Here is a 23,961-nt window from a genome sequence, read left to right as displayed (position 1 = left end):
CGCGATCGGTGGCGACCGTGGGGAACCTCACGGCCGCCCGATGACAGTTTGTTCAACGTTCAACCGTAGGCTTCTGGTTATGAGTATCGACACCCTCGTCCGAGACCTGCAGCTCGATCCGGAGACCGCGGACCAGCTGTTCCGCACCGCGAGGACAGCGCGGGAGTTCACCGACACGGAGGTCAGTGTCGAGCAGATCAGGGACGTCTACGACCTGATCAAGTGGGGACCGACCGCGATGAACATCGTGCCGCTGCGGCTGCTGGTGCTGCGCCGGGGAGCCGCACGCGAGCGGCTGGTGCCGCTGATGGCCGAAGGGAACCGGGAACGGGTCGCCACGGCACCGATGACCCTGGTGCTCGCCGCTGATCCCGCCTTCTACCAGCACATGGGGACCCTGTTCCCGCACGCTCCGCAGGTGCAGGAGCAACTGAGCCAGTCACCGGAAGCCTGTGCGCCGATGGCTCGGACCAATGCGCTGATCCAGGCCGGCTACCTGATCGTCGGGCTGCGGGCCGCGGGGCTGGCGACCGGCCCGATGAACGGAATGGACTTCGACGCCGTCGACGCCGAGTTCTTCGCCGAGAACGGCTGGCAGTCCCTGATGGTGGTCAACGTCGGTTACACCGAGGGCAGCGGTACGGCGCTGCCGCGGCTGCCCCGGCTGGAGTTCGCCGACGCCGCCACCGTGCTCTGAGTTCTGTGCTCTGAGCTCAGGACTCCAGCAGCCGCCGGGGTCCTGGGCCGTGTGTGGCCAACGCGTCCTCGGGGTTGGCCAGTGAGCACCGGTCGATGGACAGGCAGCCGCAGCCGATGCAGTCGGTGAAGTCGTCCCGGAGCTGCTGGAGGCGGTGGATCCGCTCGTCCAGCTCGGCCTGCCAACGCTCTGAGAGGTGCTGCCAGTCCCGTCGGGTGGGGGTCCGTGCCTCGGGGAGCTCGGCCAGTGCTGCGCGCACGTCGGCGAGCGGGATCCCGACTCGCTGAGCGATCCGGATCAGGGCGACCCGGCGCAGGACATCGCGCCGGTACCGGCGCTGGTTGCCGGTGGTGCGGCGGGCCTGGATCAACCCGCTGCGCTCGTAGAAGTGCAGGGTCGAGACACGGACTCCGCTGCGGGCTGCCACCTCACCCACGCTGAGCTCACCCTGATGCCAGGCTGGCGTGGTCATCCTCACACTCCTCTCCCTGTTGACCTCAACCATTGTTGAGGTTGCAGGCTGGACCCGCAAGAGCCATTGGACGGGAGTTGTTCGGATGAGTATGGAATCGGCCGCGTGGCACTCGATGTACACCGCGATGCACGCGCAGCAGGACCGGCGGCCGTTCTCGAAGGAGACGCTGCGCCGGATCGGTGGGTTCGCGCGCCCACACCGGCGGCGGGTGGCCGTATTCGTCGGCATCGGCGTCGTCCTCGCCGCGGTGACTGTGGCGACGCCGCTGCTCGCCGGTCGTGTGATCGATGCCATCGTCGCCGGTGCGGCGCTCTCGGTGGTCATCTCGCTGGCGGTGGTGATCGCGGTGATCGCCATGGTCGAGGCAGGGCTGAGCATGGCGCAGCGCTGGCTCTCGGCCACGATCGGTGAAGGGCTGATCCTCGATATGCGCACGACGGTCTTCGACCACGTGCAGCGGATGCCGATCGCGTTCTTCAACCGCACCCGCACCGGGGCACTGGTCAGCCGGCTGAACAACGATGTCCTCGGGGCGCAGCGGGCCTTCAGCGACACCCTCTCCGGGGTGGTCAGCAACACCGTGACGCTGCTCCTGGCACTGGTGGTGATGGCCAGCCTGTCTTGGCAGGTGACGCTGCTGACCTTGCTGCTGCTCCCGGTGTTCGTCCTGCCCGCGCGCAAGCTCGGGGCCAGGCTTGCTCGGCTGCGCCGCGAGGCGGCGAACCACAACGCCACCATGACCACCCGGATGACCGAGCGGTTCTCTGCCCCGGGCGCCACCCTGATCAAGCTGTTCGGCCGGCCCGCTCAGGAGTCGACAGAGTTCTCCGAGCGCGCCGCGCGGGTGCGGGACATCGGCGTCCGTAGCGCCATGCTGCAGCAGGTGTTCCTGATCGCCCTCACCCTGGTCTCCGCGCTCGCGCTGGCGCTGGTCTACGGCCTCGGCGGGGCCCTTGCCCTGGACGGCCGGCTGGCGGCCGGCGATGTGGTCTCCCTCGCTCTGCTGCTCACCCGGCTGTACGCCCCGCTGACCGCGCTGGCCAACGCCCGGGTCGAGGTGATGAGTGCCATGGTCAGCTTCGAGCGGGTCTTCGAGGTGCTCGACCTGGAGCCCCTGATCCAGGACCGTGCCGACGCTCAGGCGGTGCCTGCCGGCGCTGTCTCCGTGGAGTTCGACCGGGTCAGCTTCGGCTACCCGTCAGCGCAGCGGGTGTCCCTGGCCTCGCTGGAAGAGGTCGCCGCCTTGGACGACCGGGGCGGCGAACCGGTGCTGCACGAGGTCTCCTTCCGCGCCGAACCGGGCCAGACCGTGGCTCTGGTCGGTTCCTCCGGTGCGGGGAAGTCGACCATCGCCTCGCTGCTGCCTCGGCTGTACGACGTGGACGAGGGCACGGTCCGGATCGGTGGCACCGATGTCCGGAGCCTCAGCGCAGATTCGTTGCGGACCACGGTGGGGATGGTCACCCAGGACGGTCACCTCTTCCATGACACGATCCGGGCCAACCTGCAGCTGGCTCGGCCCGAGGCCACCGATACCGAACTCTGGGACGCGCTGAGGCGGGCACGGCTCGCCGAGCTCGTCACCGGCCTGCCCGACGGGCTGGACACCGTCGTCGGTGAGCGCGGCTACCGCCTCTCCGGTGGTGAGCGTCAGCGGCTGACCATCGCCCGGGTGCTGCTCGCCCGCTCCCAGGTGGTGATCCTGGGACGAGGCGACCGCGCACCCTGGACAACACCTCCGAGACTGCCGTGCAGGAAGCCCTCGGTGAGGCCCTGGCCGGTCGCACGGCGATCGTGATCGCCCACCGGCTCTCCACCGTCCGGTCCGCGGACACCATCCTGGTGCTCGAGGCCGGCCGGATCGTCGAGTCCGGATCTCATGCCCAGCTGCTCGCCACCGGCGGCCGGTACGACGAGCTCTACCGGTCCCAGTTCGAGCGTGCTGCAGCGTGACGGCGCAGGCTCGTCGCCTCAGTCCTCCTCGGCGGGCGACTGGGGCGGGAGCTGCGTGGTGGGGGTGTCGTCCTGGCCGCGCGGTACCGAGCGCCGCTCGTAGTCGGGCACCCGAAGGTCCTCACGGCGCAGCTCCGCAGTGTCCGAATCGTCCCCGATGAAGGTGGTGCCACCCGGTTCCGCCGGTATCTCGTCCGGCCCGGTGTCCTCAGCGGGGATGTCGGGGGCCGATTCGTCGGCGTAGTCCTCCGCCGGGTCGAAGTCCTCGACCAGTTCGTCGTCGAGGGGTGCGGCCACCGGCTCCACCGGTTCGACCACTGGCTCCACCGGTTCGACCACCGGCTCCACATGGCCGATCGGGGCCGCACCGGCAAGGTCCACCTCCAGCTGGCCGAGCATCGCGATCGCCTCGTCGATGACCTGCCCGTCCCGGGTGCGTACGCCGTGCATCAGCCACCGGGCCAGCGCTAGTTCACCGGCGAGCAGAGCGCGGTCGCCGAGGTGGTCGTCGGTGGACTCCGTCCGGGCGAGCGCGTAGGCCTCCAGGATCGACTCCAGCGCCTCGTCTCCGGCCTCGGCATAGAGCCAGGCGAGATCATCGGCGGGATCGGCCACCCGGGCCTCGGACCAGTCCAGGATGGCGGTCACGTCACCGTCGTCGACCAGGAGGTGCTCTGCCGCGAGGTCGCCGTGCACCGGGGTGGCACCGAAACGCCACAGTGCCACGTTCTCCAGGGCATGCTCCCACCGGCGCAGCAGACCGGCCGGAACGTGTCCGGTGCGGGCGGCCTCGTCCACCTCGGTCAGCCGCCGCTGTCGGTAGGACTCGGCGTCGTAGGACGGCAGACCGGCGTCGGCCACCAGAGCGGGGTCCAGCTCGTGCACCGATGCCAGCGCCCGGCCCAGCTGAGCAGCCAGGCCGGGCCCCTGCCGCAGCGCGCCGATCTGGATCGGCGCGCCGACCAGTTCGCGGTACACCATGGCTCGACCGCCTTCGGGAAGAGGTGCGAACCCACCTGGGCGAGGGACCTGGAAACGCAACGCTCCGCCGTCGACGGCCTGCCCGAGCTGCTCCAGCAGCGCGACCTCGCCCTCCAGCGCGGCACCGGCAGCCGCCGTGCGCGGTGCGCGCACGATCCATCGCCGTCGCTGCGCATCCATCACTCCGACCACGTCGAAGTCGGCGCCGGGGTTGCGCGGAGGCCGCGTGGCGACCACGTCCAGACCACGGATCGCCACCGTGGCCAAGGCCGCCAGGGCGAGAGGGGAGCGCTGGTTCTCGGGCACGGCACCACGGTAGGCCAGCCGAGGCTCTTCCCCGGGCGCTGGTCGCGGCGCGCCCCGAACTCCGTCGCGGTACTACGGTGGACCGGTGAACTCGGACGAACTCCCGCTCGCCCGCCTCGGGCTGGACCGGGACACCGCCCGGCGGGTCGAGGAGGGGCTGCTCGACGACCTCGCCGCGGATCCGGCCACCCGCGTGCTCACCGTGCGCGGCACCCAGGTGCTCGCCGACTTCCGCACCGGGCAGCCGGCGCTGGTCACCACGGCGGCTGAGGGTACTCCGCCGGCGTCGGCGACCGGAGCTGAGGTCCTCTGGGCGTACCTGGGCGTTGCCGATGGCCGGCGCTACCTGGCGGCGCTGGAACCGGCCGCCGGTGCGGACGAAGGGGCCGAGCAGCGCTGGCCGGCGGGGGACGGGTCGCCCGATCTGGCCACCGGCGGACCCCGAGCGGTGAATCTGCGGGACATCGGCGCTCTGCTCGGCGAGATCGACGCCGGGCTGGTCACCGCGGCCCTCGCCCTGGCGAACTGGCACCGCGGCCACACCCACTGCCCACGGTGCGGTGCGGTCACCGACGTGGAGGCCGCCGGCTGGGTCCGGCGGTGCCCGGTGGACGGCTCACAGCACTTCCCCAGGACCGATCCGGCGGTGATCATGGCGATCACCGACCCGGACGACCGGCTGCTGATCGCGCGCTCCGCGCACTGGCCGGCGACTCAGTACTCCGTGCCGGCCGGGTTCGTGGAACCGGGGGAGTCCCTGGAAGGGGCCGTGCGCCGAGAGGTGCTCGAGGAGACCCGGGTGCGGGTCGGGCCAGTGCAGTACGGGGCCAGCCAGCCGTGGCCGTTTCCCGCGTCGCTGATGTGCGCGTTCACCGGTCGTACCCAGGACCGCGATCCGGTGCCCGACGGCGACGAGGTGGTCGATGCCCGGTTCGTCGCCCGAGCGGAGATCGCCCAGGCATGGGCGGAGGGCGTGATCCGCCCACCGCGGCCGACCTCGGTGGCCCGAGCGCTGATCGAGGAGTGGTTCGGACGCCCGCTCCCGCAGCCGGAATGACGCCCGGTCGCGCCGGGGCGGAGCAGCTGTGCCGGTGTCCTTGATCACAGTGCGATCTGCCTCACCGAAAACTGTTTGACCGCCGTTCTCAGCTCCGCGTAGCGTCCAGATATCGGGGCGCGACGGGGGCTTCATCCTTGGCCGAGATTTTCGGCCAACATCGTCATGCCCACTCGAGAGCATCGGAGGACGTACGTGAAGCGGTTGTGGACTGCGGGAGCACTCATGGCAGTGCTGGCCCTGGCAGGTTGTGGTGGCGCCGGGTCCGCCACCTCGGACGCCCCGGAGGAAGACGCTCCGGCTGCCTCCGCTCCGGCCGAGGACGCCTCCGCCGAGCAGAATGAGGACTCCGGCGACGAGAGTGGTGAGGACTCCGGCGATGTCGGCCTGTCCTCTGAGGGGCACACGGCGACCGAGGGCCCGGCCTACACCGTGCTCACCGATGACGACTACCGGACCGTCCTCACGGTGAGTGCGGACCAGCTCGCCGAGCTGACCCAGGTGGAGGTCACCGAGGACTCCGTCGCGGACGTTCTCGCTGCACTGACCGAGGCCGCCACCTATGCCGAGCACGCCGAGATCGCCGAGTACGCCGACGAGCTCGCCGGGACCGCCGACGAGCGGTCGGACCAGCTCACCGAGCTGATCACCGGTCTGGCGGATGGATCGGTCGCAGGCGTGCGGATCTCTGTCTCGCACGCGGTGGAGAACGTCTCGGTGAACTTCGGTAGCGCCTGAGACTCCTCACAGCACAGCACAGCACAGAGGGCCCTGACCACCAGCTGGTGGTCAGGGCCCTCTGCCGACCAGTTGCGGTCTCTCCGCTCAGCCGCCGAGGCGTTCGGTCACCTGCGCCAAGGACGGGTTCGTGGCCGCCGAGCCGTCCGGGAACACCAGCGTGGGCACGGTCTGGTTGCCGTCGTTCACCTGCTCCACCAGTGCAGCCGCGGCCGGCTCGTCCTCGATGTTCACCTCGGTGAACGGGATACCTGCTCCGGTGAGCTGGGTCTTCAGCCGGCGGCAGTAGCCGCACCAGGTCGTGCTGTACATGACGACGCTGCCTGGTTCCGGTCGGGCGGTGCTGCTCACAAGTCCTCCAGTGGGGTGCGGTCGGTGGTCGCACGGTCGGTTGCTCTTTTGCGGTCAACCGCTGCCGACGAGGCGGTATTCCGGCCGTGGCGCCGGCTGTGCACACCCTGGGCCGGGATGTCGGCGGGGGCTGCGAGAATCGAGGCGATGACCACACCAGCCCCGCCGGATGCCGACACCCTCCTCGATGCTCTCGACGAGGACCAGCGTGCTGTCGCCGAGCAGCTGACCGGTCCGGTGTGTGTGCTTGCCGGTGCCGGCACCGGCAAGACCCGGGCGGTCACGTACCGGATCGCGCACGGCGTTGCGGCCGGGGTGTACAACCCGACCACGGTGCTGGCGGTGACGTTCACGGCCCGGGCAGCGGGACAGATGCGCTCGCGGCTGCGGGATCTTGGCGTGGCCGGGGTGCAGGCGCGCACCTTTCACGCGGCGGCGTTGCGCCAGCTCTCCTACTTCTGGCCCACCACGATCGGCGGCAGCGTGCCCCGGATCATGGAGCACAAGGCACCGCTGATCGGCGAGGCGGCCAGCCGGCTCGGGATGTCCGTGGACCGGCTGGCGATCCGGGACCTTGCTGCCGAGGTGGAGTGGGCGAAGGTCTCTCTGGTCACCCCGGACGACTACGCCCGTGCCTCGGCCCGGGCCGGCCGGGAGGGGGTGGCCGGCTTCGACGCCACCACGATCGCTCGCCTGCTCTCGGTCTACGAGGACGCGAAGACCGACCGGCACGTGATCGACTTCGAGGACGTGCTGCTGCTGATGGTTGGCATCCTCTCTGAGCGCGGTGACGTCGCCGATACCGTGCGCCGCCAGTACCGGCACTTTGTGGTGGACGAGTTCCAGGACGTCTCCCCGCTGCAGCACCGGCTGCTCTCGCTCTGGCTGGGGGACCGCAAGGAACTGTGTGTCGTGGGCGATGCCGCGCAGACGATCTACTCCTTCACCGGTGCCACCTCCCGGTACCTGACCACCTTCTCCCGGAGTTACCCGGAGGCACCGGTGATCCGGCTGGTGCGCGACTACCGGTCCACCCCGCAGGTGGTGTCCCTGGCGAACTCGGTGCTGGCCCGAGCCGGGCGGCACCGGTCGGAGGCCACCGTGGAGCTGAAGGCGCAGCGCCCCTCCGGTCCGGGGGCTACCTTCACCGCCTACGACGACGATCAGGCCGAGGCCACCGGTGTCGCCCAGAAGGCGCGACGGCTGGTCGACAGCGGAGTGCCGGTCAGTGAGATCGCCGTGCTCTACCGCACCAACGCCCAGTCGGAGGCGTTCGAGCAGGCGCTGAGCGAGGCCGGTATCGGTTACCTGGTTCGTGGCGGTGAACGGTTCTTCTCCCGCAAGGAGGTCAAGGACGCGATCGTGCTGCTGCGCGGCGCCGCCCGGAGCCAGGGCGAGATGCCGTTGCCGGATGCGGTGCGGGACGTGCTCACCGGTGCCGGCTGGGCGCCCGAGCCTCCGGCGGCTCGGGGTGCGGTGCGGGAGCGGTGGGAGTCGCTGAACGCGTTGGTCCAGCTGGCGGACGATCTGCACACCAGCCGCGGGGCGCGGCTGGTGGATCTGGTGACCGAGCTGGTGGAGCGGGCGTCCGCCCAGCACGCGCCCACCGTCGACGGCGTCACGCTCGCCTCCCTGCATGCCGCCAAGGGTCTGGAATGGGATGCGGTGTTCCTGGTGGGTGTCAGCGACGGGCTGCTGCCGATCTCGATGGCGGAGACCGAGGAGGCCGTCGCCGAGGAGCGGCGGCTGCTCTACGTCGGCATCACCCGCGCCCGGGAGCACCTGCACCTGTCCTTCTCCCGTGCCCGAAACGTCGGCGGCCGGGGGACCCGGCGGCACACCCGGTTCCTCGACGGCATCTGGCCGGCCGAGGACAGCGGGAGCAAGCCCAAGTCTCGCCGGTCCCGGGCCGGCCGAGCCGACGCACTGTCCGCAGCTCTGACCGAGAACGATGCCGATCCCGAGGTCTTCGAGCGGCTGCGCGCCTGGCGGGCGACTACAGCTCAGGCGATCGACAAACCCGCCTTCACCGTGCTGCACGACTCCACGCTGGTGGCGATCGCCGCGGTCCAGCCGACTCAGCTGCGCCAGCTCGCGCTGCTACGCGGTATCGGACCGACCAAGCTCGAAGCCTACGGCGCGCAGATCCTCGCGGTGGTGCGTGGAGAGGATCCCGCAGGAGCGGCCGACTGAGCGCAGCCGGTGGCGCAGATCTCGGCTGCGCCCTGGGGCTTCCGGGCCGATCCGGAGGCGAGTACCGATCAGATCGAGATGACTTTCCCGCAGCATCACGCGGAAAACGGGTAGTCCGACAAGAATTCTCAAAAAAGTTCAGAAAAAGGCTTGGGCCCCGGATGAGGCTGCCCCTAGAGTAGTCAACGTTCCTGATCGGTACGAGCCGTGCCTAGCCAGCACCAGCGGTTCGATGAATAGAAGGAGGTGAACAGCATGGAAATGATCGCGACGATGATTCTGCCGAAGACCGGCGCACGTGTGCGCGATGCCCAGGTGTTCACCTACCCGCGCATCGATCGCACCGCCGGCCTCCGTGGCGCCACCGCTGAATGCGGTATCGGTGCCACCGGCGGCACTCTCGCACCGGGTTCCGGGCCAGGACTGCGCTAAGCAGGCCACATCTGCTTCGCAGCAGCCACGGAACCCCTCGGGTCCGTGGCTTTCTTCATTCCGGGTATCACCCATTCCGGAAGCACGGGCCCCCTGGCAGACCACCCAGAACTCGCACCAGGAGCACGTCGTGCAGTACACCTCCGTACTTGATCAACTTTCCCGCGGAGGCTCGGCAACGAGCTGGACCTTTCCGGCGCTGACCGACACCGTCAGCGTCGCAGACCAGCCACTGCCGTGTCAGGACACCACCACCCAGGACCTCTGGTTCGCTGAGCGCAGCGATGAGGTCGAAGCGGCCAAGGCGCTCTGCGCCGACTGTCCGCTGCAGGCCGCGTGCCTGTCCGGCGCCCTCGAGCGGCAAGAGCCGTGGGGCGTCTGGGGTGGCGAGGTGTTCGTCGACGGTGCCGTAGTCGCCCGCAAGCGCGGCCGCGGACGCCCCCGCAAGAACGACCCGTACGCGCCGTCGTCCTCACGCAGCCGTGGAGCTGCGTGAGGACGGCCGCGTCCGCCCTCGCCGCCTCGAGACGCACTCGCAGTCCGGGTGCGGTGACCAGACCGTACGGGTGGGCACCGCCTCCCACGCCGTCAGCTCCACCGTCGCCGACTCGGCGGCCACCTGACGCCCATCGACCAGGGCGAGCAACTGTTGTGCGGCAGTGACCGCACCCCACCAGCCGAGGCTGGGTTCTACGCGGCCGCTTCCGCGCACCGCCGCCTGCGCCGCCACTGCGGGCCAGCGGGGATCGGCGGCACTGCGGTAGTGCTCCACACAGGTGCTGCAGGCGCCACTCCCGGCGCGCACCAACGGACCCACCCGCAGCGCCACCTCGGTGACCAGCACGTTCAGGTACGGCTGCCCGGTGCGCTGCAGCTGGCGCAGCGGCACCGGATCGACCACCAGATGGTCCACCAGCAGCACGACATCCGGCCGGCGACCGGCCGGCACGCTGGTGCGCAGGTGCGGAGCGAGGTTGCGCAGCACGCTCAGCCCTGCCCGTGCCCGCGGCTCACCCAGGTCATCGGAGCGGTACAGGCCGGCGGCGATGTCCTCGGCGAGAACCTGGCCGGGGTCGGTGAGCACGATCGTTCCTACCCCGGCCTGGGCCAGCACCAGGGCAGTACGCAGGCCCACCGGGTCTGCTCGACGCAGCTCCACCACCCCGCGACGGCGGTCCGCCGGACGGTCCACGCCGGCCACTTGGGCGAGCTGCCAGTACTGCTCGTCCGCTCTGGTAGTCCCGCCGGCAGGGGACTCGGTCAGGACCCCAGACCGGGCCAGGCGGCGCTGCAGTGCCCGCACCTGCGCCGGCCGCATGCCGAGCTCGTTGCCCCGAGCCTGCAGCCAGGTGACATCCATCATCTGGGGCAGGTCGGCGAGTAGCTGCTGTTCGGCCTCGCTGAGCCGGTCCAGTACCACCGCGCACCTCGGGTCCACGCCGATCTGAGTGGACCCGGGCCCGCGCCAGAACACTTCGTAGCCGGGACGTAACCGCATCATCGCTCCCTCCTCCAGCGAGGCTGGCACATCTGCGGCGCCCGTGCGGATCTGCCGCCAAGGCTGTGGATAACCCAGGCCGGGTGTGCCACGCTTGCCCGGTGAACACACGCGACTCCGCGCGTCAGGTGGACGGCCAACGTGTGGTGGTGCGCCGCAGCAGTCGCCGTCGTAAGACCGTCTCCGCCCATCGGGAAGCCGGCCGCACGATCGTCGCCATCCCGAGCGGTTTCACCCGGGCGGAGGAGGACACCTGGGTGCGCCGGATGCTCGCCCGCCTCGCCGACTCCGACCGGCGGCGCAGCCCGAACGGGGCTGAGCTCACCCGCCGCGCCGCGGCACTCGCGCGGCAGTATCTGGACGAGCGTGCGGTACCGGAAGCGATCCGGTGGACCTCGAACCAGGGCACCCGATGGGGCTCATGCACCCCGGCACGGCGCACCGTGCGTATCTCCGACCGGGTGCAGGGGATGCCGTCCTGGGTGATCGACTACGTGCTGCTGCACGAGCTGGCGCATCTGATCGAACCGGGGCACGGGGACGAGTTCTGGGCGCTGCTGGGTACCTATCCGCACACCGAGCGGGCGCGAGGCTTCCTCCTCGGGGTCACGCACGTCTGGCACGGCTGACGGCGCACCCCTGCGTTGCCATATGGTGTCGCCGCCAGGGTGAGGGAGTGGGTCACGACGCTCCGGCACTGGGCTTGGCCGGCACTGGGCTTGGCCGGCGCTGGCGGGGAGAACGCAGGGCTCGGGAGGGTGGCTCAGTCGGTGCTGTGCCCCGGCTCGGTGTCGCCGTCTTCGCCCGCCGCGGGCCCACCCGGGGGGCCGTGCCCCTCATCGGTCCCGCCCCCCTCATCGGTCCCGCCCCCCTCATCGGTCCCGCCCCCCTCATCGGTCCCGCCCCCCTGATCGGAGGCGTCGCCATCGACTGAGATGTCCTCGGCGCTATCTGCGCCAGGCTCCTCGCCGCCGCCGCCGTCGCCGTCGGGAGTCTCGGTGCCGAGCGTCCCGTCCAGCATCGCCTCCAGCGCCGCATCGATCTCGGAGGACTCGGCATCGCGGGCGGCGCGCCGCTCCAGGAAGTCGGTCGGGGAGTCCAGATCCGCCGTACTGGGGAACAGGTCCGGGTGCGACCAGAGCTCGTCCCGAGCGTGCTGTCCCTGCTCCTGGGCGACGATCGCCCACAGCGTGGCGGCGTCGCGGGCCCGCCGGGGCCGCAGCTCCAACCCGACCAGAGTGCGGAAGGTGTCTTCGGCGGGACCGCCGGCCGCGCGCCGGCGCCGGAGCATCTCCCGCAGCGGGACCGCGTGCGGCAGGTGTGGGGCGACGGCAGTGGCCGTCACCTCCTCCACCCAGCCCTCCACCAGCGCCAGCGAGGTCTCCAGCCGGCTCAGTGCCCGGGTCTGGGCCTCGGTGTGGTGCGGAGCGAAGATTCCCCCGGCCAACGCCGAGCGCAGCTGGTCCATGTTCGTGGGGTCGATGCCGCGCATCGACTCCTCCATCTGCTCCAGGTCGATCTCGATGCCGCGGGCGTACTCCTCCACGGCACCGAGCAAACTGGCGCGCAGCCAGGGCACATGCGTGAACAACCGGGCGTGCGCTGCCTCGCGGACCGCGAGGAAATGCCAGACCTCGTCGGCCGGCGCGTCCAGGCCTTCGGCGAACTCGGCCACGTTCGCCGGTACCAGCAGCAGTGCGGGCTCGGCAAGCAGCGGCAGACCGACGTCGGTGCCGCCGAACACTTCACGGGAGAGGGTGCCGGCAGCCTGACCCACCTGCATCGCGAAGCTCAGCGAACCCATCGTGCGCATCATCGAACCGATATCGGCACCGGCAAGCATCGGCATCTCCGGCACGGCGAGCCCCTGCTCGGCGAGCTGTTCCGGGTCGACCATCTGAGCCAGGGCATCGGCCACTGAGGAGCCGACCGGGTCGGCCACCGCCCGCCAGGTGGGCAGTGTGCGCTCCACCCACTGCGCTCGGGAGACGGCCAAGTGCGACCCGCCAGAGGGTGGCAGCTCGGTGGCCGCATCCAGCCACAGGTCTGCCACGGACAGGATGGAACGGGCCCGGGCAGCCTCCGCGGAGGTGACCGACGGGTCGCCACCGCTGTGTGCCACCTGCCGGGCGACGTCATGGGCCATCCGCCAGCGGGACTCGTCGTCGTCCCCTGCGGCGAGCACCTGACGCATCTGCGCCATCGCTGCCTGCATCTGCTCAGGGTTCACCGGCATCCCCGCCGAGGACCAGGCGGCCGGGTCCATCCCGCTGGCCTCCAGGGCGCGCAGCGCCTCCTCGGCGCCGTCCGGTCCGAGCATCTGCTCAAGCATCCGACGCATCTGCTCGCGGGAGTCATCCTCGGTCATGCCTCACGGTAACCACCAGCGCACGGCCGGACCAGACGCCGGGTCGTGCTTTCGCTCTCGGCGCACCAACGCCCGCTGTGCCTCACCATCCCCGCGGGCGCGCGATGATGGAGAGATGATTCCCGAGACCAGCGTGCCGCCGCCCGGCCCGAGCCGGTGGCAGCAGATCCGCCAGCGGTATCGGATCGGCACTCGGGCGATCACCATGGTCGGGTCCGGCCTCGCCGCCTTCGGCCTGCTCGTGGCGATGCTGTTGGTGCCGGTGCCCTACGCCGTCGAAGCCTCCGGACCGACGTTCAACACCCTCGGTGAGGTGGCGGAGCATCCGTTGATCAGCGTCGACGGCACCGAGACCTACCCGAATGAGGAAGGCGAGCTGCGGCTGACCACTGTCACCTCCGCCGGCGGCCCCGGTTTCCCGGTCACCGCCGGGAGCGTGCTGCGCGGCTGGCTCGCCGAGGACATGGTGGTGCAACCGGCCGAGGCGGTGTTCGCGCCGGATGTCACCGAAGAGGAGCGCAGCCAGGCCGCTGCGCGGCAGATGGCCTCCTCGCAGCAGAACGCGACCGTGTCCGCACTGACCGCGCTCGGCCATGACGTCCCCGCTGTGCTGACCATCGTCGAACCCGTCTCCGGCAGTGGGGCCGTCGGCGCAGTGCAGCGCGGTGACGTGATCACCGACCTGCGCACCGCCGACGGTGAGCAACCGATCGACACGTACCAGGATCTGTCCGACGCGCTCGCCGCCACTGCCGCCGGCAGCACTGTCACCCTGACCGTGGACCGGGACGGCGCGCCCGCCGACCTGGAGATCACCACCGGCGACGACGGGCAGGGCGGTGCCGTCCTCGGCGTGTACCTGAATGCCGAGTTCGACTATCCGATCGACGTGCAGATCGAGATCGACAACGTCGGTGGACCGAGCGCCGGCACCATGTTCGCGCTCGGCATCATCGATCTGCTCACCCCCGGCCCGATCGCCGGCCCACACGTGGTGGCGGGTACCGGCACGATCACCCCGGACGGACAGGTCGGGCCGATCGGCGGCATCCGATTGAAGATGCTCGCCGCGCTGCGGGACGGTGCCGAGTACTTCCTGGCGCCGGTGAGCAACTGCGACCAGGTGGTCGGACATGTGCCCGAGGGGCTGCAGGTGATCCGCGTCGCCACCCTGGCAGAGGCGGAGCAGGCCGTGCAGGCGATCGCCGACGGCAGCGCCGCTGATCTGCCCAGCTGTGCCGGCTGATCCGGCTGTGGACCTGCGCACCACGGCATACGGGCGCCTGCCTGGCCAGCGTGTCGACATCCGCACCGCCGGAGCCGAACGGGGCGCACCGGTGCTGGTCTACTTCCACGGCGGTGGACTGGAGGGAGGCGATCGGCGGGACGCTGCCGGTGTGCTCGACCGGCTGGCCCGCACCGGGGTCACCGTCGCCTCGCCCAGCTATCGCCTCTACCCCGATGCCCGCTACCCGGAGTTCATCACCGATGCCGCGGCCTGCGTCGCATGGGCGGTTCGAGAGCTTCCCGAGCGCCCACTACTCGTCGGCGGCAGCTCGGCAGGGGCATATCTGGCGATGATGCTCTGCTTCGACGCACACTGGCTGGCCGGCGCCGGCGCGGCTGTCACGGACGTCGCCGGCTGGGTCTTCGACGCCGGACAGAGCACCACCCACTTCAACGTCCTGCGCGAACGCGGGATCGATCCACGTCGCGTCCTGGTCGACGAGGCAGCACCGCTGTTCCACGTCGGTACACAGAGCCAACTTGCCCCCACGCTGATCGTGCTCGCCGCCGATGACGTCCCGGGCCGCCGGGAGCAGACCCAGGTGCTGCTGGCCACGCTCGGCGCGCACGGGCTGGATGCGCAGGTCCGATTGGAGGTGATGGCCGGCTACCGGCACTCCGGCTATCTCGACGACGCAGCGCCGCAGGGTCAAGCGCGGTTCGCGGACCTGGTGCTCGAGCTGATCGACGACGTGGGTCGCGCCGCCTAGCGCAGGGTCGCGGCCAGCGCCTCGACCAGGCCGGGCACCGCTGTCGGGCCACCACCGACCGCTGCGTCGTCGTCGTGAGCGCGGGAGCGCAGCGCGCACCAGGACTCCCCGGTGCGCAACACCCCGGCGGCGATCCGCACGTCCTGTCGCTCCGGGTGGTTCATCAGATACTCGAGGCCGCCCTCGGAGCTGTCGGGCATCGCCGCCTCCGCCTCGGGCGGGACCACCACGCGTTCGACCACGACGGCGGTCCCGTCCACCGTCTCCGGCCAGGCGAGCTGGGCGAGCAGGTCCTCCAGCGTGTCCGCCTCGGGCAGACCGTCCTGGATGACCGCGGTGAGATGCTCGGGATCGGAGGCTGCGCCGTCGGGAAGTTCTTCGGCCAGCTCCGCACTGGTGGCGACCAGAGCGGCCGACCGGACTAACGAGTACACCGCGACCGAGGAGTCCCAGCCCTGGCTGGCCACGTGCCGTTCGACCTCACGGACTGCCTCGGCCAGTGCCGTGGTGCGCGCAGAGTACTCGGAGTCCATACCGCCTATGGTCGCAGCACTTCCAGGGTGTGCGAAACTTTACTGGAGGCCCGTGCGTTGTGGCAGTAGAGCCCCAGCGAGTGCCGGGCCTGCCACGCCCCGACGATCCTCCCGAGGTGCTTTCGTGTCATTTGCTGCCAGCCGCCCCGCATCAGGCTCCACTGGGCGCCGACGGCGGGGTCCGCTGCTGCCTACGATCCTGGTGATCGTCGGTGTGGTTGTCCTCTTCCTCATCCTCTCCCGGTTCTGGACGGAGTGGCTCTGGTACGCCCAGCTCGGCTACACCCACGTGATCCGTACCGAGTGGCTCACCCGGGCGGCGCTGTTCGTTGCCGGTGCTGTGGTGATGGGCGCCTCGATCTGGGTGAACCTGCGGATCGCCTACCGGAACCGGCCGATGTACGTGCCGACAACCCCGCAGCAGCAGGATCTGGACCGCTACCGGGAGGCGTTCGAGCCGCTGCGCCGTGCGGTGTTCATCGGTGCGCCGATCGTGGCCGCCTTCTTCGCCGGCTCCACGGCCACCGCACAGTGGCAGAGCGCGCTGCTGGCCCTGAACGGGCGTGAGTGGGGGCAGACCGACCCGCAGTTCGGGATCGACCTGTCCTTCTTCATGTTCACGCTGCCGTTCTTGCGGTTCATCGTGTCCTTCCTGATGGTCACCGCGATTCTCAGCGCTGTGGTCTCGGTGTTCACGCACTACCTGTACGGGGCGTTGCAGCCGATGGGGCAGGGGGAGAAGATCTCCCGGGCGGCGCGGATCCACACGGCGATCTTGGCAGCGGTGATCACCGTGCTGATCGCTGCGAACTACTGGCTGGACCGGTATTCGTTGCTCTCCGAGGTGGGCGACCGGTTCGACGGCGCTTCCTATACCGACATCAACGCTGTGCTGCCGGCCAAGGCGATCCTCGCCGTCATCGGCGTGTTCGTGGCGCTGCTGTTCGTGTGGACCGGAGTGCGCGGGAACTGGCGCCTGCCCGCCGTGGGCGTGGCGCTGATGGTCGTTGCCGGGCTCCTGGTCGGATGGGCATACCCGGCGATCATCCAGCAGGTGCGGGTGAACCCGAACGCCCAGGCGCTCGAGGCGGAGTTCATCCAACGCAACATTGACTCCACCTATGACGCCTACGGGCTGAATCGGGTGGAGGTGGAGCCGTACGAGGCGGAGACCGTGGCCGAGGCCGGGGCGCTGCGTGAGGATGCCGCGTCCACGGCGAGCATCCGCCTGCTCGACCCGAACATCGTCTCCCCGACGTTCCGCCAGCTGCAGCAGAACAAGCAGTACTACACCTTCCCCGAGACGCTCGCGGTGGACCGCTATGACATCGACGGGGAGAGCACGGACACGGTGATCGCCGTCCGCGAGCTGGACCTGGAGGGCTCCGGGCAGCGCAGCTGGGTCAACGACCACACCGTCTTCACCCACGGGTTCGGCGTGGTCGCCGCCCGCGGCAACACCGTCACCTCGGATGGGCGTCCGCAGTTCATCCAGCGCGGTATCCCCAGTGTCGGCGAGTTCGGCGAGTACGAGCCGCGGATCTACTTCAGCCCGAACTCGCCGGAGTACTCCATCGTGGGCGCGCCCGAGGGTACGGATCCGTGGGAGCTGGACTACCCGGATGACAGCGCTCCGAACGGGGTGGTGAACAACACCTACACCGGCGACGGCGGTCCGTCCGTGGGCAACTGGTGGAACCAGTTGCTGTACGCGGCACGCTTCGGTAGCGAGCAGATCATCTTCTCCGACCGGGTCACCGAAGAGTCGCAGATTCTGTACAACCGGGACCCGATTGACCGAGTGAACCGGGTGGCACCGTTCTTGACCACTGACGGTACGACCTACCCGGCCGTCGTGGACACTGACGGTGACGGCACCAATGAGGTCGTCTGGATCGTCGACGCCTACACCACCTCGAACGAGTACCCCTACTCGGCCCGGCAAGAGTTGGAGTCGGCGATCACCGACTCGTTGTCCACTGGTGAGCAGCAGCAGATCACCGAGCTGCCGGAGTACATCAACTACATCCGTAACTCGGTGAAGGCCGTGGTGAACGCCCACGACGGCTCGGTCACGCTGTACGCCTGGGGTCAGGGCAACAACGAAGGGGAGGAGTTCATCCCCGAGGATCCGGTGCTGCAGACGTGGATGGATGTCTATCCGGGCACGATCCAGCCGTTGTCGGAGATCAGCGGTGACCTGATGAGCCACCTGCGCTATCCGGAGGACCTGTTCAAGGTGCAGCGCGAGCTGCTCAGCCAGTATCACGTCACCGATGCCGCGACGTTCTACACCGGCAGTGATTTCTGGCGGGTGCCGAACGATCCGACCGAGGGCAGCGAGGTACGCCAGCCGCCGTACTACTTGACTCTGGCGATGCCGGGCGATGAGCAGAACGCGAACTTCTCGCTGACGTCCTCGTTCATCTTGGACGACGACCAACGCAATGTGCTCACCGGGTTCATGGCGGTGAACGCCGAACCCGGGAACGAGGCCGGGCAGGTGGCTGAGGACTACGGCACGATCACCATGCTGGAGTTACCGCGAGACCTCACTGTGCCCGGGCCCGGGCAGGTGCAGAACAATTTCGACTCCGATACCGATGCCGCGAACGAGCTGAATATTCTCTCCCGAGGCGGGTCGGAAGTGATCCAGGGCAACCTGCTCACGCTGCCTGTCGGTCAGGGCATGCTCTACGTGCAACCGGTGTACGTGCAGTCCTCGGGCAGTACGCAGTTCCCGCTGCTGCGTCGGGTACTGGTGGCCTTCGGTGACGAGATCGGGTTCGCCCAGACTCTGGACGAGGCACTCGACCAGGTGTTCCAGGGTGATTCCGGGGCGAACGCCGGCGATGCCGGAGTGGACCCGGGCGACGATGCTGGTACCGGCGACGGCTCCGACGACGGCTCCGGGGACGGAGGCCAGGACACTGGCGACGGCAGTAGCGGCAACGCCGATGCCCAGCAGCGGCTGACCCAGGCGCTCGACGAGGCGTCCACAGCCATGCAGGAGTCCTCCGAGGCCATGGCTGCTGGTGACTGGGCGGCGTACGGCGAGGCGCAGGAGCGGCTGAACACCGCACTGGCCGAGGCGCTGGAGGCCGAAGCCGAGATCACCGGTGAGCCGGTGGCCGGCACGGGTGACGGCGGTTCTGGTGAAGGTGGCGCGAGCGAGGAACCGACCGACGGCGAGGGATGACCTCGCCGCGGTGACGGCGGTGGCCCCGGCGCAGATGTGACCGGGGCCACCGGCCAAGGATTTGCCCCTGCTCCCGGCGCTGCCGTAGAGTAGGGGATACCGACGCGGGGTGGAGCAGTTCGGTAGCTCGCCGGGCTCATAACCCGGAGGTCGGAGGTTCAAATCCTCCCCCCGCCACTAAGGAACGGCGCAATCTCAGGCGAAAGTCGAGATTGCGCCGTTCGTCATTTCTGCCCCGGGGTGGCAGTGGCTCTAGGCGATAGCTGTGCCGTCGAGTTCGACCAGCTGGCCCGGTACCGCGAGTCGCGTCACCCCGAGCATCGTGGTGGTCGGCGCGACGGCCGCCGCCCCGAGCCTTCCGGCGAGCACACCGTAGTGCGGGAACAGGGCGTCCACGTCCGTGGTGTACACGTTCAGACGAACGAGGTTCGCCAATGACATGCCGGCCTCGCTGAGCACTGCTTCGAGGTTGTCCACGGCGAGCCGGAGCTGCGCGGCGATGTCCCCAGCGTGCTCCGGTGTGCCGTCCCCGCTCATCGCGGTCTGGCCCGAGATGTACAGGGTCCGGGTCGCCCCAGAGACGGCCTCACCCTGGTTGAACCCCAGCTCCAGCGACCAGGTCACCGGGTTGACTGCTGTGCGTTCCACTTCGACTCCCATCGTTGCGGGGCGCCCGGCGGCTGGGTAGCCGCCGTCCTCGACGCCCCTCAGACCAAGCCTGACAACAAAACACGACACGTCATGTCATGATTCTTGATAAGAATGACCACGTGCGTGCCGATCGGTTGGTCTCTCTGGTACTGCTGCTGCGGCAGCGGGGCCGGATGACTGCGGGTCAACTGGCCGGCGAGCTGGAGGTGTCCGCGCGTACTGTGCTGCGCGACGTCGAGGCCCTGTCGACAGCAGGCATCCCGCTCTACGCTGATCGCGGGCGACACGGCGGGTTCTCGCTCCTACCGGGCCTGCGCACCGAGCTGACCGGGCTGAACCATGACGAGGCGCTCGCACTGCTCACCGCCGGGTCGGGGCGCGGCACCAAGGTCTTCGGCCTCGGCACCGCTCTCGCCTCCGCGATGCGGAAGGTGGTGGATGCGCTGCCCGAGGGGCATCGGGCCAGCCTGGACGATGCCGCCACTCGGTTCCTGGTTGAGCCGGAGACCGATCTGCTCTCCAGGCGACTGGTCCCCGAGGAGGCAGCGAGCGCGGTGATGGGTCAGGTTCGCCAGGCCGTGCTCACCGGGCACCGGCTCCGCTTCCACTACGCCGCGCCAGAGCGGGAACCCCGCTGGCACACCGTTGACCCGATTGGTCTGGTCACCGTCCGGGGCCGTACCTACCTGCTGGCTATCAAGGCGGGGAAGGATCGCACCTACCGGGTCTCGCGCATGATGACGGCAGCAGTGCTGCCGGAACGTGCGCAGCGCCCGGATCAGGTGGACCTCGACCGGATCTGGACCGAGCGCAGTGCCCAGTTTCTCGCTGAGAACCACCTTCAGGTACTGGTGAGAGTCAATCCGACGCGGCGCGAAGAACTCCTGAACACCGTGCGTGCGGTCCGTGCGGAAGAGTCAGAGGCTGACGGCTGGGTTCGTCTCGACGTCGACTTCGAGGATCTGCGGCATGCGGTGTGGGCCGTCTGGCAGCTGGACACCGACGCCGAGGTTCTGGCTCCAGACTCACTGCGGACGGCGCTGCGTGACCGTGCCGAAGCTGTCGCTGGTCGCTATCGGGCCTGACGAGCCTGACAGACCTGACGGGCCTGCCGGGCCTGCCAGACCTGCCAGGGTTCATCGCAATTCCGGTCGGGGCAGCTAGGCGGTCTCGGCGCGCCCGTGCCGGGGGAGCAGGAATACCAGAGCGAAGGTCAGCACCAGCGCCGCGCCCATGGCAAGCAGGGTCGCGCTGAACGAGGTGGCGGTGAACAGCGTGCCGAGCGTCGCGACCCCGAGGGCAGACCCGAGCTGCTGGCTGGCGGTCAGCACGCCGGAGGCCGAGCCCACCTCGTGGTCATCCACGCCGGCCAGGATGAAAGAGAACAGGGGCGCGATCATCAGCCCCATGCCGAGGCCGGCGATGAAGACCCCGGGAACGAGATACCAGGGGCTCCCGCCTGCCTCGGGCAGCAGGGCCAGCAGCGTGAGCAGACCGACCCCGGTCACGATCAGCCCCAGCTGAAGAGTGCGGCGTCCGATCCGGCGAGCGAGACCGAAGCCGCCGACCGCTCCGATCACGACGCCCACAGAGACCGGTGCCATCGCCACGCCCGCCTCGGTCGGGGAGTAGCCCAGCTGCAGCTGGGTCAGCAGGTTGAGGATCAGCGCCAGCGAGGCGACCAGTCCGGAGAACATGATGGCGATCAGTACACCGCCGGTATAGGCCCGTTTGCCGAACAGGCTCGGCTCCACCAGCGGGAACCGCACCCGCCGGATGCGCAGCGCGAACACGCCGAAGACGGCGATGCCGGCGGCGAGCGCGAGGAACGTCCAGCTCGGCCAGCCCAGTTCGCCACCCTGGACCAGACCGAAGATCAGCAGCAGGCTCCCGGAGCCCGCGAGCAGCACCCCCGGGAGGTCCAACCGGACCGGGGCTGCTCGTGCCTGGCGGCGGTGCGGTAGCAGCCGTATCCCTGCCACGAGGGTGAGCAGCCCCACCGGCAGGTTGAGGAGAAAGCTGGACCGCCAGCCCAGGCCGAACAGGTCGAGATCGATCAGCACGCCGGCGACGATCGGCCCGCCGACCGAGGAGAGCCCCATCACCGGTCCGAACATCGCCAGGGCCTTGACCATCTCCTGCGCCGGGAACATCTCCTTGATCATCCCGAAGCCCTGCGGGAGCATGAGGGCCCCGCACAGGCCTTGCAGGATTCGGCTCGCGATCAATACCTCACCAGAAGGTGCGAGCGCGCACAGCAGGGAGGTGAGCAGGAATCCGAGCACACCGGCCAGGAACATCCGCCGGCGGCCGACGATGTCACCGAGCCGGCCGCCGGTGATCAGGCCGACGGCCATCGCGAGCGAGTAGCCCGCGACGATCCACTGCATGACCGGCAGTGAGACGCCGAGGTCGTCGCGGATGGTCGGCACCGAGACGGCCACGATCGAGGCGTCCAGCTGGTCCATCGCCTCCGCGCCGAGGATGACGGCGAGGGCGGCCCAGCGCTTCGTGTACGGCGTGCTGCGGGTTTCGACTGCCAGTGCCATGCAATCTCCTAGGTGGGTGAGCTCGCGGCGCGCGAGGGCTGGGCGCCGAAGACGTCGTCCAGCCAGTCGTAGACCCGGGCGTAGGCCAGCCGCTGGGCGCCGGCCTGGCAGTGCGCGCCAGCGCCGTCGTCCGCAGTGAACGGCACCAGTGTCTTCGTGCAGGTCAGGTGCTCGAACAGCAGCTCGGGCTGCCCGGCGAAGAAGTCGTCCTCGGTGCCGGAGCACACCAGGGTGGGGCAGCTGATCTGCTCCGCGATGCCGTCCCGCAGGTGGTAGTCAAGGTAGGCGGCAGCGAAGGCGCGCGGGGTGGCGGCGCCGAGCACGTACATGCCGTGCTCGATGGCCCAGCGTGCCGTCGGGTCCGCGGCCATGGCGGCGGCGAGTGCGGCGTCCACCTCGGGGTCATCGGCGGCTCGCAGCCGGCGTTCGGCCTCGGCCGCATCGCCCGGAAACAGCGACGTCGCCACGAGGCTCAGGTCGTAGACACCGTCCAGCGCGACGAGCGCAGCAATCCGCTGGTCGAATGCTGCCGCACGCGGAGCGAGCAGGCCACCCATACTGTTGCCGAGCAGTGCGATCCGGTCCGGGTCGACCTCGGGAATCGTCCCGGCGTAGTCCAGCACGGGACCGACCACGTTCTCCCAGTCTGGGCGGAAGGTGAGTCCGTGGTGGTGGCGCGTGCCCGGCTGGCCGGGGCCGTCGAAGGACAGCACCGTGTAGCCGCGCTCGAGGGCGGCGGCAGCGCCGAAGAAGTGCATCTCCTCCACGCTGCCGTCGAAGCCGTTGAACATCACCACGGTCGGCCGTGGGGCGCCGGAGTGGTCGGCCCGGTACAGGTAGCCGGGCAGCACTGTGTCGGCATAGGGGATCTCGACCGGTTCGATCGCTGGACTGAACAGGGCTCCGGCCCGCCGGAAGTAGTCGACCGAGGCGTCGTAGGCCGTGCGGATCCGCGGGTCGGCCGGGTCCCCGTGCAGGAAGAACTCGGCGTTGCGGTAGTAGTTCGAGGCGCGCAGGAAGGCGTCCCGGGCACTGATCCGGTGACCGCTGGCCAGGCTGTCGCGGCCTTCGCCGGCCACTCGGTCGGCAGTGTGCCGCCACTGGTCGTGCCAGCTGTCGTAGTCACCAGAGGTGATCCGCTCGGCGGTCACCGCGACTTCGCCGAAGTCGGCGCCGCCGTAGGTGATGTGCCCGAAGGTACGCAGTGTCTCGAACCAGAACTGGGCGTCGTCAGGGAAGAACAGGGGTTTCACTCTCACTCCTAAAGCAGTGGATAGCTGCGTTTGCGAACGTAGCAGGAGCAGGACCGTAAACGCAAGAGCGAACTGCGTTATGCTGACGGTGTGAACGAGCAGGAACACCCGGCCCGCCGGCCCGGTGGCCGCAGCGCCCGGGTCCGGGCAGCCGTGCATCGGGCGGTCATCGACCTCGTGGATGAATCCGGATATGGCAACTTCAGCGTCGGTGACGTCGCCACCCGAGCCGGAGTGGCCGACAGCAGCATCTATCGCCGTTGGGGCGGTCTCGATGCGCTGCTCATCGAGGTGGTGCGTAGCGAGCAGTCCCCGATTCCGGACACCGGAAGCCTGAAAGGGGACCTGCGCGCCTACGCAGCCCAGGTAGCTCAGGACATCACCGGACCCGCCGGTCCGGCCGTCCTGCGCCTGGCGATCGCCCTGTCCGCCGGAGGTGCAGCGGGTGTGCAGCTGCGGGACGAGTTCGCGAACGAACGCTATGACCAGCTGCAGGCCATGCTCGACCGGAGCCGGGAACGCGGCGAAGCCCCGCCCGAGGTTCTCGAGGTGATCGACCACATTCTCGCCCCGCTCTACCTCCGGGTGGTGTTCGGGGCGGAGCATTTCGAGCAGGACTACACCGACGCCCTGGTCGAACGCCTGCTCTGACTCCCGCTGGCGTCCGATCGACCGGTCACCAACGCGCAGTGATATCGGCGCACACTGCGCATTCGGGGCCACTTGATCT

The 23,961-nt window shown here is 69.6% G+C and carries 21 protein-coding genes, 1 tRNA gene and 1 pseudogene; 14 read left to right on the top strand and 9 right to left on the bottom strand.

Annotated elements, in window-relative coordinates:
* Nucleotides 1-79: 79 nt before the first annotated feature.
* Nucleotides 80-697, top strand: a complete 618-nt coding sequence (locus tag FU260_RS18135) for a malonic semialdehyde reductase (protein WP_147918314.1) — start codon at nucleotides 80-82, stop codon at nucleotides 695-697.
* Between the two features lie 16 nt (nucleotides 698-713).
* Here FU260_RS18135 and soxR read toward each other — a convergent pair whose 3' ends face one another.
* Nucleotides 714-1,169, bottom strand: coding sequence for a redox-sensitive transcriptional activator SoxR (gene soxR / locus FU260_RS18130; RefSeq protein WP_147918313.1), 456 nt, complete (start codon nucleotides 1,167-1,169; stop codon nucleotides 714-716).
* Between the two features lie 85 nt (nucleotides 1,170-1,254).
* Here soxR and FU260_RS18125 point away from each other — a divergent pair.
* Nucleotides 1,255-3,125: pseudogene (locus FU260_RS18125) on the top strand (ABC transporter ATP-binding protein).
* A gap of 18 nt (nucleotides 3,126-3,143) precedes the next feature.
* Here the strand turns inward: FU260_RS18125 and FU260_RS18120 are convergent.
* Nucleotides 3,144-4,412, bottom strand: a complete 1,269-nt coding sequence (locus FU260_RS18120; RefSeq protein ID WP_280527375.1) for a phosphotransferase — start codon at nucleotides 4,410-4,412, stop codon at nucleotides 3,144-3,146.
* An 85-nt stretch (nucleotides 4,413-4,497) separates the two neighbouring features.
* On the opposite strand from FU260_RS18120, the gene nudC reads away from it, so the two are divergent.
* Together nudC and FU260_RS18110 are read left to right on the top strand one after the other, a co-directional pair.
* Nucleotides 4,498-5,469: an NAD(+) diphosphatase gene (gene nudC / locus FU260_RS18115; protein ID WP_147918312.1), complete on the top strand. Its 972-nt coding sequence runs from the start codon at nucleotides 4,498-4,500 to the stop codon at nucleotides 5,467-5,469.
* Nucleotides 5,470-5,694: 225 nt separating this feature from the next.
* The gene (locus FU260_RS18110; RefSeq protein ID WP_147918311.1) at nucleotides 5,695-6,207 is read left to right on the top strand and encodes a hypothetical protein; all 513 of its coding nucleotides are present in this window, start codon (nucleotides 5,695-5,697) and stop codon (nucleotides 6,205-6,207) included.
* Between the two features lie 87 nt (nucleotides 6,208-6,294).
* Here the strand turns inward: FU260_RS18110 and FU260_RS18105 are convergent, their stop codons facing one another.
* The gene (locus FU260_RS18105; protein ID WP_147918310.1) at nucleotides 6,295-6,519 is read right to left on the bottom strand and encodes a mycoredoxin; all 225 of its coding nucleotides are present in this window, start codon (nucleotides 6,517-6,519) and stop codon (nucleotides 6,295-6,297) included.
* 186 nt (nucleotides 6,520-6,705) lie between these two features.
* Between FU260_RS18105 and FU260_RS18100 the strand changes: the two genes are divergently transcribed.
* The 3 genes from FU260_RS18100 to FU260_RS24250 all read left to right on the top strand — a co-directional run bounded on the left by FU260_RS18100 (nucleotide 6,706) and on the right by FU260_RS24250 (nucleotide 9,679).
* A complete protein-coding gene (locus FU260_RS18100) occupies nucleotides 6,706-8,751 on the top strand; it encodes an ATP-dependent helicase (RefSeq protein WP_147918309.1) in 2,046 nt (681 codons plus the stop codon).
* A 255-nt stretch (nucleotides 8,752-9,006) separates the two neighbouring features.
* Nucleotides 9,007-9,183 carry a hypothetical protein gene (locus FU260_RS24255; protein ID WP_235912269.1) on the top strand — a complete coding sequence of 59 codons (177 nt, stop codon included), beginning with the start codon at nucleotides 9,007-9,009 and terminating at the stop codon, nucleotides 9,181-9,183.
* 130 nt (nucleotides 9,184-9,313) lie between these two features.
* Nucleotides 9,314-9,679: a WhiB family transcriptional regulator gene (locus tag FU260_RS24250; protein WP_280527374.1), complete on the top strand. Its 366-nt coding sequence runs from the start codon at nucleotides 9,314-9,316 to the stop codon at nucleotides 9,677-9,679.
* On the opposite strand, the gene FU260_RS18090 is transcribed toward FU260_RS24250, so the two are convergent.
* Nucleotides 9,656-10,684 carry a ubiquitin-activating E1 family protein gene (locus tag FU260_RS18090; protein WP_147918307.1) on the bottom strand — a complete coding sequence of 343 codons (1,029 nt, stop codon included), beginning with the start codon at nucleotides 10,682-10,684 and terminating at the stop codon, nucleotides 9,656-9,658. The two genes, FU260_RS24250 and FU260_RS18090, sit on opposite strands and share 24 nt — an antisense overlap.
* Nucleotides 10,685-10,782: 98 nt before the next feature.
* Here FU260_RS18090 and FU260_RS18085 point away from each other — a divergent pair, with 98 nt between their 5' ends.
* Entirely contained in the window at nucleotides 10,783-11,310 is a 528-nt protein-coding gene (locus tag FU260_RS18085; protein ID WP_328592999.1) for a M48 metallopeptidase family protein, read from the top strand.
* 134 nt (nucleotides 11,311-11,444) lie between these two features.
* Here the strand turns inward: FU260_RS18085 and FU260_RS18080 are convergent, their stop codons facing one another.
* Entirely contained in the window at nucleotides 11,445-13,049 is a 1,605-nt protein-coding gene (locus tag FU260_RS18080) for a zinc-dependent metalloprotease (protein WP_147918306.1), read from the bottom strand.
* A 115-nt stretch (nucleotides 13,050-13,164) separates the two neighbouring features.
* Here FU260_RS18080 and FU260_RS18075 point away from each other — a divergent pair, with 115 nt between their 5' ends.
* A complete protein-coding gene (locus tag FU260_RS18075) occupies nucleotides 13,165-14,295 on the top strand; it encodes a YlbL family protein (protein ID WP_168211847.1) in 1,131 nt (376 codons plus the stop codon).
* Nucleotides 14,285-15,046 (top strand): alpha/beta hydrolase, encoded by a 762-nt coding sequence (locus tag FU260_RS18070; RefSeq protein ID WP_168211846.1) that lies wholly within the window; start codon nucleotides 14,285-14,287, stop codon nucleotides 15,044-15,046. Before FU260_RS18075 ends, FU260_RS18070 begins: the two co-directional genes overlap by 11 nt.
* Here the strand turns inward: FU260_RS18070 and FU260_RS18065 are convergent.
* Nucleotides 15,043-15,579 carry a PPA1309 family protein gene (locus tag FU260_RS18065; protein ID WP_147918303.1) on the bottom strand — a complete coding sequence of 179 codons (537 nt, stop codon included), beginning with the start codon at nucleotides 15,577-15,579 and terminating at the stop codon, nucleotides 15,043-15,045. The two genes, FU260_RS18070 and FU260_RS18065, sit on opposite strands and share 4 nt — an antisense overlap.
* A 124-nt stretch (nucleotides 15,580-15,703) precedes the next feature.
* On the opposite strand from FU260_RS18065, the gene FU260_RS18060 reads away from it, so the two are divergent.
* Nucleotides 15,704-18,778, top strand: coding sequence for a UPF0182 family membrane protein (locus tag FU260_RS18060; RefSeq protein ID WP_235912270.1), 3,075 nt, complete (start codon nucleotides 15,704-15,706; stop codon nucleotides 18,776-18,778).
* Between the two features lie 103 nt (nucleotides 18,779-18,881).
* Nucleotides 18,882-18,955, top strand: a tRNA-Met gene (locus FU260_RS18055).
* Nucleotides 18,956-19,030: 75 nt separating this feature from the next.
* Here the strand turns inward: FU260_RS18055 and FU260_RS18050 are convergent.
* Nucleotides 19,031-19,426 (bottom strand): RidA family protein, encoded by a 396-nt coding sequence (locus FU260_RS18050; RefSeq protein WP_147918301.1) that lies wholly within the window; start codon nucleotides 19,424-19,426, stop codon nucleotides 19,031-19,033.
* Nucleotides 19,427-19,548: 122 nt separating this feature from the next.
* On the opposite strand from FU260_RS18050, the gene FU260_RS18045 reads away from it, so the two are divergent.
* A complete protein-coding gene (locus tag FU260_RS18045) occupies nucleotides 19,549-20,514 on the top strand; it encodes a helix-turn-helix transcriptional regulator (RefSeq protein ID WP_147918300.1) in 966 nt (321 codons plus the stop codon).
* Between the two features lie 75 nt (nucleotides 20,515-20,589).
* Here the strand turns inward: FU260_RS18045 and FU260_RS18040 are convergent, their stop codons facing one another.
* Both FU260_RS18040 and FU260_RS18035 read right to left on the bottom strand, forming a co-directional pair.
* Nucleotides 20,590-21,978 (bottom strand): MFS transporter, encoded by a 1,389-nt coding sequence (locus FU260_RS18040; RefSeq protein WP_147918299.1) that lies wholly within the window; start codon nucleotides 21,976-21,978, stop codon nucleotides 20,590-20,592.
* An 8-nt stretch (nucleotides 21,979-21,986) separates the two neighbouring features.
* A complete protein-coding gene (locus tag FU260_RS18035) occupies nucleotides 21,987-23,231 on the bottom strand; it encodes an alpha/beta hydrolase family protein (RefSeq protein ID WP_147918298.1) in 1,245 nt (414 codons plus the stop codon).
* Nucleotides 23,232-23,321: 90 nt separating this feature from the next.
* On the opposite strand from FU260_RS18035, the gene FU260_RS18030 reads away from it, so the two are divergent.
* Complete coding sequence (locus tag FU260_RS18030) at nucleotides 23,322-23,882, top strand: TetR/AcrR family transcriptional regulator (protein ID WP_147918297.1); 561 nt, start codon at nucleotides 23,322-23,324, stop codon at nucleotides 23,880-23,882.
* The last annotated feature ends 79 nt before the right edge of the window (nucleotides 23,883-23,961 follow it).

The sequence above is a fragment of the Ruania zhangjianzhongii genome (assembly GCF_008000995.1).
Taxonomy (GTDB): Bacteria; Actinomycetota; Actinomycetes; order Actinomycetales; family Beutenbergiaceae; genus Ruania; species Ruania zhangjianzhongii.
The sequence above is the reverse complement of the archived record's forward strand: the minus strand, read 5'-3'. Positions and strand labels throughout refer to the sequence as shown.